This window comes from Janibacter limosus (assembly GCF_004295485.1).
GTDB classification, from domain to species: domain Bacteria; phylum Actinomycetota; class Actinomycetes; order Actinomycetales; family Dermatophilaceae; genus Janibacter; species Janibacter limosus_A.
This window is the reverse complement of sequence record NZ_CP036164.1, coordinates 26,373-39,516: the sequence shown is the minus strand read 5'-3', so window position 1 is coordinate 39,516 and position 13,144 is coordinate 26,373. Positions and strand designations below refer to the sequence as shown.

12 protein-coding genes and 1 riboswitch are annotated in these 13,144 nt (G+C 73.5%); of the genes, 5 read left to right on the top strand and 7 right to left on the bottom strand.

Going from position 1 to position 13,144, the window contains the following annotated elements:
• Both EXU32_RS00165 and EXU32_RS00160 read left to right on the top strand, forming a co-directional pair.
• A complete protein-coding gene (locus EXU32_RS00165) occupies positions 1-810 on the top strand; it encodes a hypothetical protein (protein WP_130628077.1) in 810 nt (269 codons plus the stop codon).
• 41 nt (positions 811-851) lie between these two features.
• Entirely contained in the window at positions 852-1,331 is a 480-nt protein-coding gene (locus EXU32_RS00160) for a hypothetical protein (protein ID WP_130628076.1), read from the top strand.
• Positions 1,332-1,404: 73 nt separating this feature from the next.
• Here the strand turns inward: EXU32_RS00160 and EXU32_RS00155 are convergent, their stop codons facing one another.
• Genes EXU32_RS00155 through EXU32_RS00145 form a run of 3 tightly spaced genes read right to left on the bottom strand, consistent with a single transcriptional unit; the run spans position 1,405 to position 4,848 of the window.
• The gene (locus EXU32_RS00155) at positions 1,405-1,899 is read right to left on the bottom strand and encodes a flavodoxin family protein (RefSeq protein WP_130628075.1); all 495 of its coding nucleotides are present in this window, start codon (positions 1,897-1,899) and stop codon (positions 1,405-1,407) included.
• Between the two features lie 16 nt (positions 1,900-1,915).
• Positions 1,916-4,168: an ATP-binding cassette domain-containing protein gene (locus EXU32_RS00150; protein ID WP_242612838.1), complete on the bottom strand. Its 2,253-nt coding sequence runs from the start codon at positions 4,166-4,168 to the stop codon at positions 1,916-1,918.
• Between the two features lie 35 nt (positions 4,169-4,203).
• On the bottom strand, positions 4,204-4,848 hold the full coding sequence (locus tag EXU32_RS00145) for an ECF transporter S component (protein ID WP_055990527.1): 645 nt from the start codon (positions 4,846-4,848) through the stop codon (positions 4,204-4,206).
• A gap of 79 nt (positions 4,849-4,927) precedes the next feature.
• Positions 4,928-5,030, bottom strand: a riboswitch (TPP riboswitch).
• Between the two features lie 52 nt (positions 5,031-5,082).
• Here EXU32_RS00145 and EXU32_RS00140 point away from each other — a divergent pair.
• Both EXU32_RS00140 and EXU32_RS00135 read left to right on the top strand, forming a co-directional pair.
• Positions 5,083-5,445, top strand: a complete 363-nt coding sequence (locus tag EXU32_RS00140) for a DUF4235 domain-containing protein (RefSeq protein WP_235499339.1) — start codon at positions 5,083-5,085, stop codon at positions 5,443-5,445.
• Positions 5,445-6,422 carry an NAD(P)H-quinone oxidoreductase gene (locus tag EXU32_RS00135; protein ID WP_130628074.1) on the top strand — a complete coding sequence of 326 codons (978 nt, stop codon included), beginning with the start codon at positions 5,445-5,447 and terminating at the stop codon, positions 6,420-6,422. Before EXU32_RS00140 ends, EXU32_RS00135 begins: the two co-directional genes overlap by 1 nt.
• Before the next feature lie 110 nt (positions 6,423-6,532).
• Here EXU32_RS00135 and EXU32_RS00130 read toward each other — a convergent pair whose 3' ends face one another.
• From EXU32_RS00130 to EXU32_RS00120, 3 genes are read right to left on the bottom strand one after another with little or no spacing between them, the layout of a single operon-like run.
• Positions 6,533-7,228: an ABC transporter ATP-binding protein gene (locus EXU32_RS00130; RefSeq protein ID WP_130628073.1), complete on the bottom strand. Its 696-nt coding sequence runs from the start codon at positions 7,226-7,228 to the stop codon at positions 6,533-6,535.
• Entirely contained in the window at positions 7,225-8,061 is an 837-nt protein-coding gene (locus tag EXU32_RS00125) for an ABC transporter ATP-binding protein (protein WP_130628072.1), read from the bottom strand. Before EXU32_RS00125 ends, EXU32_RS00130 begins: the two co-directional genes overlap by 4 nt.
• Positions 8,058-11,090, bottom strand: a complete 3,033-nt coding sequence (locus EXU32_RS00120) for an FtsX-like permease family protein (protein WP_130628071.1) — start codon at positions 11,088-11,090, stop codon at positions 8,058-8,060. Before EXU32_RS00120 ends, EXU32_RS00125 begins: the two co-directional genes overlap by 4 nt.
• A 105-nt stretch (positions 11,091-11,195) precedes the next feature.
• Here EXU32_RS00120 and EXU32_RS00115 point away from each other — a divergent pair, with 105 nt between their 5' ends.
• Positions 11,196-11,789 carry a PadR family transcriptional regulator gene (locus EXU32_RS00115; RefSeq protein ID WP_130628070.1) on the top strand — a complete coding sequence of 198 codons (594 nt, stop codon included), beginning with the start codon at positions 11,196-11,198 and terminating at the stop codon, positions 11,787-11,789.
• 11 nt (positions 11,790-11,800) lie between these two features.
• On the opposite strand, the gene EXU32_RS00110 is transcribed toward EXU32_RS00115, so the two are convergent.
• Positions 11,801-13,066: an IS110 family transposase gene (locus EXU32_RS00110; RefSeq protein ID WP_130628069.1), complete on the bottom strand. Its 1,266-nt coding sequence runs from the start codon at positions 13,064-13,066 to the stop codon at positions 11,801-11,803.
• Positions 13,067-13,144: the final 78 nt, after the last annotated feature.

Here is a 13,144-nt window from a genome sequence, read left to right as displayed (position 1 = left end):
ATGGACCTGCGCGCTGCCGTCGACGAGCTCTACGGGGTCCCGCTCGCGGACTTCGTCGCGACCCGCACCCGACTGGTCACCGCGACCAAGGGCGACGACCCGGCCCTCGCGGCCGAGATCAAGGCACTGCGCAAGCCGACGGTGGCCGCGTGGCTGCTCAACCGCGTCGCCCGCGACGAGCCGCAGGTCATCGCCGACCTCGAGGAGCTCGGCGCCCGGATGCGCAGTGCCCAGTCGCAGGGCGACATGCCGGCCCTGGCGCAGGCGCGGCCCGAGCGTCGCGCCGCCATCGACGCCCTCATCGCCGCGGCCGGCCGCTGCGCCGAGTCGAGCGGCGCGACCTTCGGTCCCTCGACCCAGGACGAGGTCGACGCGACGGCGGTGGCCGCCCTCGCCGACGAGCAGAGCGGACGGGCCCTCGCGTCGGGCAGCCTGCTGCGGCCGCTGTCCTACGCCGGCTTCGGCGAGGTCGAGCTCGACGACGCGGTGGCGACCCCCCTTCGCCTGGTGCCGCCGCTCCCCGACGACGAGACGGACGAGCCAGCCGAGTCCGACGACGGCAGCGATGGCGATGGCGATAGCGATGAGTCCGAGCAGGCGCGGCAGGCAGAGCGGGCTCGCCAGCAGGAGCTGCAGGAGGCCCGCGAGGAGCTGCGCGAGGCCGAGCGCGAGCTGGGTGCGGCCCGGTCCGCCGAGTCGCGGGCGCGTGCCGCGCTCGTGGCCGCCCGCGACCGGGTCAACACGGGTGAGGCACGTGTGGCGGATGTGACACGCGTCATCGCCAAGCTCGAGACACGCCCGGAGGCGTAGACCTCCGCCGGATCCCTACGGGCGCGCGGGATCATGGCCTCATGAGCACGGCGAGCACGACTTCTTCCCGCACCGCCCCGACCGACCTGCCGACCTGGGCCATCCAGACCGCAGATCTCGAGGCGATGCTCGCGACCGACGACGACACGGTGGACACCGCTGTCATCCCCCGTCTGGCCTACCGCGACGCCGTCGAGGAGGCAGCAGCCCCCGGCCAGAGCCTCGTCACCGTCGTCGAGTCCCCCCGCGACGACGTCGAGCACGTCGCGACCCCCGTGGGGCACAACCTGCGCAGCCGGCACGCGACCCCCGAGTCGGTCGCCGCGATCCGCCGCAACCTCGTCGCGATCGCCTGCGTCCTCGTCTCGGTCGTCGTCGTCGGTGCGGCCCTGACCTGGCTCGCCGGCTGGATCGCCCTGGGCATCTACGCCCTCGTCGTCGTCAGCGCGGCGATCGCGCTGCGCCGCACCAACGCCCGCTACTCCGCGCGCCACAGCCGCTACGCCCCGCGTCACGCCTGACGCCTCTCGCCCCGGCAGGACGAAGGGGGATCCCACCGAGTCGGTGGGATCCCCCTTCGTCGTCGGTGGAGCCCTAGGCGAGCAGCGCGGCCAGCGTGCCGCCCAGCTCGGTGGCCGACTCGAGCGCGGCCTCGTCGACGTCACCGACGACCTCGAGGACCTGCGCCGACTGCTTCCAGTCGAGCGCCTGGACGATCCCGGTCACGGCTCGCACCGCACCCGTGACGTCGTAGCGCCCGTGCACCCACAGTCCGTACGGCCGCTTGGCGGTGCCGCCTCCCCCCGAGCCGTCACCGGCGCCGCCGGAGTCATCGAGCGCGCCGCCGACCTGCAGGAAGGTCGAGTCGAAGAAATGCTTGAGCGCGCCCGACATGTACCCGAAGTTGGCGGGCGTCCCGAGCAGGTAGCCGTCAGCGGCAAGGACGTCGTCCGCGGTGGCCTCGAGGGCCGCGACGACCTGCACCTCCACCCCGTCGATGTCGGGGTGACGCGCACCCTCGAGCGCCGCGTCGAGCAGCGCGCGGGTGGACCGGGTCGGGCTGTGGTGGACGACGAGCAGACGTGCCATGCCCCCCATCCTGCCCTCAGAGCCGGGCGATGGCCACGACGAGCACGGTGACCAGCGAGGCGAGCACGACGAGCGTGTCGGCGAGTCGCCACGCGGCCGGCTCGGCCCAGGTCCGCCGGCCTCCGGAGGCGAAGCCGCGCGCCTCCATCGCCACGGCCAGGGTCGCGGCGGACCCGAGCGAGCGCAGCAGCATGCCGAAGGTCGAGGCCCACAGGTACGCGATCACCGAGCGCGGCGCCCGCCACGACACCCCCTGCCCGCGCAGGTGCCGAGCCCACCCGACCTCGGTCCAGGCCGCGCCGAAGGACTGCACCCGCTGCAGTGCCGCACCGAGCGCGACCACCGGTCGCGCCGGGAGCCGCAGTCGCTGACCCAGGTGGTCGGCGAGGTCGTCGGGGTCGATGAAGGCCAACGTGATCGCCGAGGGCACGACGATGACGAGCAGCCGCAGCGCGGCCGAGAGGGCCGTCTCGACGTCGTGCGAGCCGAGCAGCCAGGTCGACCAGCCGACGCTCAGGCCTCCGACCAGGCCCGGCAGCAGGCGGATCGTCAGCCCGCGCCACCGTCCGCCGACCGTCCACCCGGCGCCGGAGCCGGGGCGGTTGGACAGGCCGACGAGCGCCCCGACCGCGAGCAGCGCGAGCACGACGAGCGAGACCCGCCAGCCGGGCGAGAGCACGGCCGAGATCATCGGGATCGCCGCGGCGGCGAAGAGGGAGAGCGGCCCGCACGCGGAGAGCACGGCGCGCGGGGTGCTGCGCCGTGGCTCCGGTGGTGGGGTGCGCACGTGCCGCACCTCGTCGACGAGCTCGACCAGGTCGGGGTCGTGGGTGGCCGTGACGACGGCCCCGCCGCGGGCGCGGTGCGAGAGCAGGAGCCCGGTCACGGCTGCCCAGGTCCCTCGGTCCTGCCCGACAGTGGGCTCGTCGGCGAGGACGGCGCTGGGGCCGTGGGCGAGGGCCGCGGCGACGGCCAGCCGTCGCTGCTCCCCGCCCGAGAGGGTCTGCGGGTCGGCCCGCTCCAGGTGCGCCAGGCCGAGGACCTCGAGGAGGTGGCGGGCCCTCCCTTCGTCGGCGGTGCCGAGGGTGCGACCGGTGAGGAGCACCTCGTCCAGGACCGTGCGGGAGAGCAGTGCGCTGGAGCTCCACTGCGGCACCCAGCCCAGGAGCGGGGCCACGTCGGTGGCCGGCAGCTCGCCGACCTCACGACCGTCGGCGCCCACCACCCGCCCCGACGAAGGGGGGATGAGTCCAGCGATCGCGGCGAGCCACGTGCTCTTGCCCCCACCGCTCGGGCCCACGAGCGCGGTGGACCGGCCGGATGTCACGGCGAGCGGCACGTCCGTGACGAGCGCGGTGGCGACCTCGCTGCTGCCGTCGAGGTGGTTGCGACGGCGCTCGACGCGCAGGGGCTCGCAGGTGAGCAGCTCGACGCCGGCCTCGACTGGTCGAGCGAGCGGCCCGAGGTCGATGTCGAGGGGCTGGGGCGTGGGGACGCCCGGCACCCAGATGCCGTCAGCGGCGAGCTCGTCCCCGTGCTGCGCGAGCACCTGCGCGGGCGGACCGTCGTGCTGGATCCGGCCGTCGCGTCCGAGCACGATGATCCGGTCGGCGTGCTCGAGCCACGGCTCGATGCGGTGCTCGACGATGACCGTCGTGAGGCCGGCTGCGCCGTGGACGACGGCGTCTCGCACGGTGGCCGCGCTCGCCTCGTCGAGCATCGCCGTCGGCTCGTCGAGCAGGAGCAGGCTCGGGCGCAGGGCGAGCGCACCGGCGAGCGCGAGTCGCTGGGTCTGGCCACCGGAGAGGGCCCCGGTCGGGGTGTCCCGCTCGAGATGGTCGAGCCCGACCGCGGTGAGCGCCGCATCGACACGGGCTGGCATGGCGTCTGCGGGCAGCCCGACATTTTCCAGGCCGAAGGCGACATCTCGGCCCACGGTCGCGGCGACCGTCCCGGAGCCGGGCTCCTGCAGGACGAGCCCGACGGCGCCGGGACGCCGACCCGGCTCGGAGCCGTCGATCGTCACGCTCCCGGACAGGTCGCCCGAGTCGACGGTCAGCAGCAGGCCCGCGAGGGCCCGCAGGAGCGTGGACTTGCCGGACCCGCTCGGGCCGACGAGCAGCACCCGCTCGCCCTCGACGAGGGTGAGGTCGATCTCGCGCAGGACCGGCTCCCTTCGCCCGGCCGGTCGCCAGGTGAGACCTCGGACGGCGACGGCAGCCGCTCCCGCGGGTGGAGGTGTCCGCGCGGACAAGTCGTCGGCGCGCACACCTCCACCCGACGGGGTGGGGTGCTCGATGGGGATCAGACGGCCTTCCGCTCGAGGACCTCCTGGCCCGGGGGGAAGGGGTTGAGCGCGCCCGCCTGCGCCAGCGCCCGGGTGAGCAGCCACCCGCCGACGCCGGCGATGACGATGCCGGAGACGACCATGAGGGGCAGGTAGGCGAGCTTCCACGCCCAGGTCCAGTCGGCGAAGTAGGCGTACGCCTCGTAGACCCACTCGAGCGGTGCCGAGAGCGCGCCAGCGAGGACCGCGACGGCCGGGCCGAAGGCCTTGTAGGCGAAGATCGCGAAGGCCAGCTCGGCGCCGAGGCCCTGGGCGAGCCCGGAGACGACCGTCGTGACGCCCCACTGGTTGCCGAAGAGTGCCGAGACGATCGCCGCGATCAGCTCGCAGGCCAGCGCGGCACCGGGACGGCGGACGACGAGCCCACCGACGACGCCGGCGATGAACCAGAAGCCGACGAAGAGTCCGAAGAGCGGCTGGAAGGCCAGGCCGAGCGCGGAGATCGGGCCGTTGTAGAGGAGGCCGTAGCCCCAGTAGGCGACGCCGAAGGCCACGCCGAGGAAGGCGATGGTCAGCAGGTCGACGGTGCGCCAGCCCATGAGCTGGCCGGTGGCGAGGACGGTCCGGGCGCGCTCGGCGGCCGGGGTCGTGGTGGTGGACATGTGGTGCTTCTCCTGTGTCGGTACCCACAGGGAGGGCCTGCCGTCGCGACCGGACGCTGACGTCTGGCCATCGACGATCAGGTCCTGAGACTCGACTCCCTACGCCGGTGCGAGCCGGATCAGGTACGAGGGTCTGCGGTCACCCGCACTCTCAGCGCTGCTGCGCTCCCCTGTCGTGCCCGTCCAGCATAGCGCCGTCGGCAGCGGAGCCTCGGGCCCGGCGCTCCTGTGGCAATGTTGTCCACGCACCGGGTGGGCGAGCTCCTCGTCCACCGCATCTACGCGAAGGGCAGGTCCGCTGTGGGCAACATGGTCTGGAAGATCCTCGGCACCGGTTCCGCGATCGTCGCCGGCATCGTCGCCAACAAGGTCGTGGCGATCGTGTGGTCACGCTTCGGCAGTGGCCAGGACATCGACCCCAACAACCCTGAGAACCCCATCGGTGAGGCCATCGCCTTCGCCGCGCTGGCCGGTCTGGCGATGGGTCTGGCACGCACGATGGCCACGCGTCAGGCGGCCTCCTTCTACAAGAAGTCCTCCGGCCACCTCCCCGACGCCATGCTCGGCCTCAAGGATGAGATCGACAAGGTCTCCTGATGCGCGGCATCGCCATCACCGAGCCGGGTGACGCCGACGTCCTGCAGATCGCGGACGTCGACGCGCCGACCGCCGGTCCCGGCCAAGTCGTCGTCGACATGGTGGCCGCCGGGGTCAACCGCGCCGACGTCATGCAGCGCCTGGGGCACTACCCACCGCCGAAGGGGGCCTCCCCCCTTCCCGGTCTCGAGGTCTCGGGCACGATCCGCGAGGTCGGCCCCGACGTCGAGGGCTGGTCCGTCGGTGACGAGGTGTGTGCCCTCGTCGACGGCGGCGGCTACGCGGAGCAGGTCCTGGTGCCGGCCGCCCAGCTGCTGCCCGTGCCGAAGGGGGTCTCCGTCACCGACGCCGCCGGGTTGCCCGAGGTGGCGTGCACGGTGTGGTCCAACGTCTTCATGACCGCCAACCTGCAGCCGGGCGAGACCTTCCTCGTCCACGGCGGGTCGTCCGGGATCGGCACGATGGCGACCCAGCTGGCCACGGCGGCCGGTGCACGCGTCGCCGTCACCGCCGGGTCGCAGGACAAGCTCGACGTCTGCCGCGAGCTGGGTGCGGACATCCTGGTCAACTACAAGGAGCAGGACTTCGTCGACGAGGTGCGCGAGGCGACGGACGGCCACGGTGCCGACGTCATCCTCGACCTCATGGGGGCGAAGTACCTCCCCCGCAATGTCGACCTGCTCGCCACGTCCGGCCGGCTCGTCGTCATCGGGCTCATGGGTGGCCGCACGGGCGAGCTCGACCTGGGCAAGATGCTCAGCAAGCGCGCCGCGGTCATCGCCACCTCGCTGCGGGCCCGGCCCGCAGCCGAGAAGGCCGCGATCGTCGCAGCCGTGCACGAGCACGTCTGGCCGCTCATCGAGGACGGCGCCGTCCGGCCGATCATCCAGGGCACCCACCCCCTGGACCGCGCCGCCGACGCGCACCGCGAGCTCGAGGCGAGCGGTCACATCGGCAAGATCCTGCTCACTGCCTGACCTGACTCCGCATCTCCTTAAGGTCGTGCGCCCCGGGTGCGCATTTCCTTAAGGTCGTGCGCCCCGGGTGCGCATTTCCTTAAGGTCGTGCGTCCTGGGTGCGCATTTCCTTAAGGTCGTGCGGTCGCGGTGAGGCGGCCGTCCTCCAGGTGCCACGTGGCAGCGGCGACCTCGGCGACCTCCGGGTCGTGGGTCGCGAGCAGCACGATCCCGCCGCGGCGGGCGATGTCCTGCAGCAGGCCGACGACGAGCTCACGGGTGTCGTGGTCGAGCTCCGAGGTCGGCTCGTCAGCGAGCAGCACCGCACTCCCCGACTCGAGGCGAAGGGAGGACAGCGCCAGTCCGCGGGCCACGGCCACGCGCTGCCGCTGGCCTCCGGAGAGCTCCTCGGCGAGGTGACCGCCGTGCTCGGCGAGGCCCACCGACGCGAGCGTCCGGTCCGCGAGGGCGCTCGCCTCGCCCCCCGACATGCCCGCGGCCACGAGCGGGATCGCGATGTTGTCGCGCGCCGTGAGCACCTCGGCGAGCGCACTGCCCTGGGGGATGAGCACCGCGCCAGCACTGCGTGACGTGGCCTCGTCACCGATCGTCTTGTCCCCCAGCGAGATCGACCCGTCGGACCGCCCGTCGTCGAGCATCCCGCCGATGGCCCACAGCAGCGAGGTCTTGCCGGCTCCCGAGTGCCCTGTGACGGCGGTGATCTCGCCCGGCGCCGCGCTCGCGGTCGCTGCGTCGACCGCCACGACGTCGCCGTAGCGCACGCTCACGTCGTGCAGCACCAACCGGCCGGTCATCTGCTCCGTCATGCGTCCGTCTCCTCGGCGATCAGCTGCCAGGTCCCCTCGCCCGTGCGGTGCACCCGCACGAGCGTCCCCGGCGGGAAGGCCTCGACGGCTGGTGCCGGCAGGGGCAACGAGCCGTCGGCGGCCACGACGGAGTACTCCTCGCCGCTGCGGCCCTCGCCCCCGACGCGCCCGTCGCGGATCGTGACGGTGCGGGGGAAGGCGCGGGCCACGTCCGGGTCGTGGGTGACGACCACGACCGTCGTCCCGAGTGTGCGGCCCACCTCTGCCACGGCCTCGAGCACGACATCACGGGAGTCGTGGTCGAGCTGGCTGGTCGGCTCGTCACCGAGCAGCAGCCCCGGGCCGCTGGCCAGCGCCACGGCGAGCGCCGCGAGCTGGAGCTGACCGGGCGTGAGCGACTCGAGAGGGGCGTCGGCCACCGCGTCCAGCCGCAGCAGGTCGAGCAGCTCCGCCACGGCGGGGACGGTGCGACCGCTGCGGCGGGCCGGACGCTGGGCGAACTCGATGTTGCCCCGGGCGGTGAGCCACGGCAGGTGGTTGCGCGCGGCGACCTGCAGGACGATACCGACCTCACCGGCGCGGAAGGCGTCGATCTGGGCCTCCGACATCACGGACAGCTCGTGCTCGCCGACGTGGATCCGTCCGGCGCTGGGGCGCAGCAGCCCGCCGAAGAGCGCCAGCAGCGTCGACTTGCCGGCACCGCTGGGCCCGAGGAGCGCGACGCGCTCGCCGGCTGCGACGGTGAGGTCGACGCCCGAGAGCGCCGCGACGTCGTGCCCCTCTGCGCGATAGATGTGCACCAGACCGTGGGTGCGCACGGGCAGCCCGCTCACGTCGGCTCCCCTTTCGCCGCGGAGAGACGCACCCGGCGCAGGACGGCGACGGACAGCAGCCAGGCGATGACGAGCAGGACGAGCGCGACCACCACGGTGGCCGCGGCCACGGCGAGCCACGCGGGCGCGAAGTCGAGCGCGGGGACGGCCGCCGGCGAGGTGAAGAGCGGGAGCGCGGGCAGCGCGATCCACGCGCCGGCGAGGGCACACAGGGCACCGAGGAGGACGCCGACCGCCACGCTCGTCAGGTGCTCGGTGCGCAGCGCACGGGCGGCCGCGCGCCGGCCCACACCGCTGATGCGCAGGGCCGCGAGGTCGCTGACGGCCGCCCGCCACCCGGTGATCGCGAGGATGAGCAGGACCAGCCCGGCGAGGATGACGGCGAGCGCTCCGCCGAGCAGCGCGAGCTGCAGGCCCCAGCCGGAGGCGGAGTCGTCGTAGACGGTGTCGGCCTCGGCGGTGGTCCGCACCGAGCGCACGGCGACCCCGTCCTGCTCGAGCACCCGCTCGACCTCGGCGATCGCCGCGGGGGACGCGTCGGCGAGCCACAGCTGGCGCTCGGTCCGGGTGGTGTCCAGCTCACCCGTCACACGGGCGAGGGCGGGAAGGGATAGGAGCACGCCTCGGTCCGTGGTGCCGGGGAGGGCCCTGACGTGCTGGTCGGCGCGCACCTCGGTCTGGCCGCCGGCGATGTCGAGCACCTGGAGCACCGCACCCTGCTGGGCCACGTCACCGGAGACGATGGCCGGCATCGGTCGCGGGACGTCGGCGACGTGGGCGGAGACGTCGGCCCCGTCTGCCGCAGAGACCTCGAGGTGCAGGCCCTTGCCCTGCGTCGTGACCTGCAGCCCGGTGCCGTCGGCGGCCTTGCTCGACGACCAGACTCCGTCACCGGTCACCGGCAGCGCCGTCCCGTCGACGGCGAGTCCGGTCACGGTGACGCTCCCCTTGACCTCCGCCCCGGCGAATCCGGAGGTGCTCACGCGCAGTCCGGCGAGTCGGCACCCGTCGGAGCAGAAGAGCGGCGCGTCGACGTGCCGGGTGCCCGCGGGGCGGGGACCGAGGGTGGCGAGGTCGGCCGAGCGCTTGTCGCCCTGCGGCGTGGTCAGGTCCGCGACCAGGGTGGGCGCCACGTCGCCCGTGGAGATCACGAAGTCCCAGGAGACCGCGCCCGTGACGGAGCCGGCGGGCAGGACGATCGGCTCCTGGTCGGGCAGGGCGAGCGTGGCCACGTCGAGCCCGCGGACGGTGTCGGAGTGGGCCACCTCGAGCAGCCGCTGCGGGTCCGTCGCCATCGTGGCGGCGGCGCCGCCGTCCCGTGGCCGGATCATGGCGACCGGCGCGGCCACGATGTCGTGCTCCTCGAGCGCGTCGGCCGCCGCGATCAGGGCCGGGGCAGAGGGTGAGTCCACGGTCACGACGGCCGGCGCACCCGTCTCGAGCTCGGCCCGGGCCATCCGGTTGCGGTCGGCGACGACGACGGCGTTGGCCCCGAAGACCGCGACGGCCGTCGCCACCGTCGTCACGACGAGGACGCGCCGGGCGGCCGGACGTCGCCCGATCGCGTGCCCGGCGATCGCCGCGGCGACCCGTCCGCGGCGCATCGCCGAGCGGGCCCGACGGGCAGCCAGGCGAGGGACGAGTCGAGCGGCGAGGACCCCGACGGCGATGGCCAGGAGCGTCGGGGTCGCCAGTGCCGCAGGCCCGCTGAGGGCACCGGTGGCCAGGCCGGCGACGCCGAGCACCGCGAGGACGACGACCACGACCTCGGCGACCGGGGCTCCCGCGGCGGCGCTCGGCCGCACCGAGCGCAGCAGGTCGTTGACCGGCTCGCGCAGCACCGGTCGCGCGGCGAGATGCACCGTGACGACGGACGCGACGAGCGCCCCGACGAGCCACGGCACCACCGCGAGCGGGATCTCGAAGGGGATGTCGGCCGGCAGCATCGCCCGGCGCACGAGCACCGCCAGACCGAGCGCGGCCGCGCAGCCGATGGGCAGCCCGAGCAGCACCGGCACGCCGAGCTCGGTGAGCAGCAGCCGCCGGGCACCCGAGCGGGAGCGACCGCGCAGCCGGGCCAGGGCGACGTCGTGACGGCGCTGGTCGACGGCCGCCTGGGCGACGAGGAAGAGGACGAGGACCGACAGCAGCGCGAGCTGCACCATGACGAAGGGGACGATCACGGCCGTCTGGCTGCGGCCGGTCGCGATGCCGTCGACGAGCTCGCCGGCGGAGTCGTCGATGGTCACCTCCTCGTGGTCCTGTGCCAGCCGGTCCACGGAGGCCGCAGCCAGGGGAAGGGAGTCGAGCGTCGCCGTGGCCGGGTCCAGCGGGAGGTCGACGGTGACGGCGGCCGTCGGGAGGGCCTCGGCGAAGGTCTCCTCGTCGGTGAAGATGTCGTCCACCCCGGGCAGGTTGTCCAGGTCGGGCTGGGGGACCCCCGACTTGCCGTCCGGTCGGTCGCTCAGCCAGTAGGCCGGGTCCTCCTGCGGTGCCGTGTAGGTCCCGACCACGGTGAGCTCGACGTCCGGCAGGTCCGGGTCGAAGCGCGAGTACTTCGCCTGCGGAGCGGCCAGCGTCGTCCCCGCTCGCCAGCCCCACGTCGTGGCGTCGGCGGCGGACACGAGCACCTCACCGGCGGCGTCGGGGCAGCGTCCGGTCACCTCGACGTGGCCGCACAGGTCCGTGCGGGTGCGCAGGACGACCGGCGAGGCGCGCTTGCCCTGGCGCGGCACGACATCGGTGGCGTACCGCAGACCGGAGATCGGCTCCTGCGACACCCGAGCCAGGTCTGCGGGTACGAGGTCGACGACGCTCTGGGGCATGAGCTGCGGCGTGGTCGAGGTCCGCGGCCGGGTCAGGGTCGTCGCGGAGGTCGCCGGGTCGGCCTCGGTGACGTGCACGCGCAGCAGGGCCTGGTCGATGCTGCGGGCGAAGACGGGGGCGAAGACGGCGCAGGTGGCGACCAGCGCCGACACGAGGGCAAGGGCGATGACCTGCCCTCGGCGGTGGCGCAACGCTGCCCACATGTGATGACCCCCTGGTAGCCGACGGACACGTTAGTCCCCCGTGGTGCTTGCATGGGATGAATACCCGGTATACCTTCTGCGCATACCGAGTATCTAGGAGGGGACATGTCGGTCCGACTGGGGATCCTTGCGCTGCTGGCGGAGGACAACATGTACGGCGCGCAGCTGCGCGCAGAGTTCGAGGCACGCACGGGCGGGACGTGGCCGCTCAACATCGGACAGGTCTACACGACCCTGACCCGCCTCGAGCGGGACGGTCTCGTCACGCAGACCGGCGGGCCCGATGGCGAAGGGAGGATCGCCTACGCCCTCACCACGGCCGGCCGCGCCGAGGTCGACGGCTGGTGGCTGACACCGGTCGACCGGAGCAGCACCCCGCGGGACGAGCTGGTCATCAAGCTGGCCCTGTCGGTCACCGCCGTCGGTGTGGACGTCACCAGGGTCGTCCAGACCCAGCGGACCGCCACCCTGCGCCACCTGCGGGACCTGACGAAGCTCAAGCGGTCGGCGGCGACCGAGACCGAGACCGACCTCGCGTGGCTGCTCGTGCTCGACAACCTCATCTTCACCTCAGAAGCCGAGGTCCGGTGGCTCGACCACGTCGAGTCCACGCTCGCGCGCTACTCCTCGCTCCCCCGGCGGGCCGCCACCGCGGACGCCCGGACGAGCACCCCCGACCGGACGCAGGTGCGGCGATGAGAAGCCCTGTGTCAAGCCGCCTGGTTTTGGGTGGCTCGTCGGATGGTCAGGACGCGTTGGAGCGCGTGGTGCTTGTCGGGGTCGTAGGCAGCGTTGTCTTGCCAGCAGTGCCAGATGACGTAGAGCCAGGCGCGGGCGAGGATGCGCACGGCGTGGGCGTGATCGTGTCCGCGGGCTCGGGACCGGTCGTAGAGGTCGGCGGCCCAGAGGTTGGCGTGTCGGCTGCCGCCGGCGAAGTCGGTGACGGCGTCGCGCAGTTGCTTGTCGCAGGCCCAGCGGAAGCCGACGACGCGCATCTTGCCGGATTGTCGGGTCGAGGGCGCGACGCCGGCCAGGCAGGCCAGGGATTCGGGGGTGGGGTACTTGGCGCGGCAGTCGCCGATCTCGGCCAGCAGCCGGGCGGCGCGTACGCGTCCGGAGCGGGGCAGGCTGGTGAAGATGTGCCCGTCGGCGTGGGCGTCGAGCTGGTCGCCGATCTGGCGGCCCAGGATCTTGATCTGCTCGACCAGGGTCGTCAGCAGCGCGATCATCGCGTGGGTGCTGCCGGCCTCGGCGGTGGCCGCCGGGCCGGTCAGGCCCCTGGGTGCCTGGGTCAGGTGGGCGTGGAGCACGGCAGGGTCGGTGCGGCCGCTGTAGCCGACCGAGGCCAGCCACTTGCCCAGCCGGGCGGGAGAGAGCCAGTCGGCGCGCTCTTGGGTATCGAAGCGGGCGATGAAGGCCAGGCTGATCTCGGAGTCGAGGTCGGCGAACAGGCCCACCGCGCCGGGGAAGACGATGCTCAGGTGGGCGCGCAGCTGGTTGGCGGCGGCGACCCGGTGGGCCACGAGGTCCTTGCGGGTGCGGCAGGCGCGGCGCAGCGCCGTGGTGGCCTGGGTGTCCGGCTCCAGTCGGCGCAGCCGGGCCCGGTCGGTGCGCAGGGTGTCGGCGAGCACGAACGCGTCGAAGCGGTCGTCCTTGTTGCCGGCCGAGCCGTACCGGCCGCGCAGGTTCTTGACCTGGTTGGGGCTGATCACCACCACCGTCAGTTCGGCCTCGAGGAGGACGTCGATGATCGGCCCGTCGGGTCGTTCGATGGCGACCTCATCGACGCCGTGCTTGGCCAGGAAGATGACCAGGTCGCGCAGGCCGGTCGTGGTGTGTTCGACCATGACGCGCGCTATTTCGCGGCCGCGGCCGTCGACGATGCACGCGGCGTGGTCATCCACGGCCCAATCGATGCCGGCCGTGACGTCGTTGAGTGGGGTTTCGGGCAGGGTGGTGCTGGTGGCAGACTGCATGTCAGCCTCCTCGCTGCTAGTCCCAGTGGGGAGGCACCCTCATGTGGTGCCGCTGGTGCCGGGACGCAGCTGCCGGTT

Coding starts and splice junctions, on each gene's coding strand:
- EXU32_RS00165 (WP_130628077.1), top strand. CDS start 1: ATGGACCTGCGCGCTGCCGTCGACGAGCTCTACGGGGTCCCGCTCGCG.
- EXU32_RS00160 (WP_130628076.1), top strand. CDS start 852: ATGAGCACGGCGAGCACGACTTCTTCCCGCACCGCCCCGACCGACCTG.
- EXU32_RS00155 (WP_130628075.1), bottom strand. CDS start 1,899: ATGGCACGTCTGCTCGTCGTCCACCACAGCCCGACCCGGTCCACCCGC.
- EXU32_RS00145 (WP_055990527.1), bottom strand. CDS start 4,848: ATGTCCACCACCACGACCCCGGCCGCCGAGCGCGCCCGGACCGTCCTC.
- EXU32_RS00140 (WP_235499339.1), top strand. CDS start 5,083: ATGTTGTCCACGCACCGGGTGGGCGAGCTCCTCGTCCACCGCATCTAC.
- EXU32_RS00135 (WP_130628074.1), top strand. CDS start 5,445: ATGCGCGGCATCGCCATCACCGAGCCGGGTGACGCCGACGTCCTGCAG.
- EXU32_RS00130 (WP_130628073.1), bottom strand. CDS start 7,228: ATGACGGAGCAGATGACCGGCCGGTTGGTGCTGCACGACGTGAGCGTG.
- EXU32_RS00120 (WP_130628071.1), bottom strand. CDS start 11,090: ATGTGGGCAGCGTTGCGCCACCGCCGAGGGCAGGTCATCGCCCTTGCC.
- EXU32_RS00115 (WP_130628070.1), top strand. CDS start 11,196: ATGTCGGTCCGACTGGGGATCCTTGCGCTGCTGGCGGAGGACAACATG.
- EXU32_RS00110 (WP_130628069.1), bottom strand. CDS start 13,066: ATGCAGTCTGCCACCAGCACCACCCTGCCCGAAACCCCACTCAACGAC.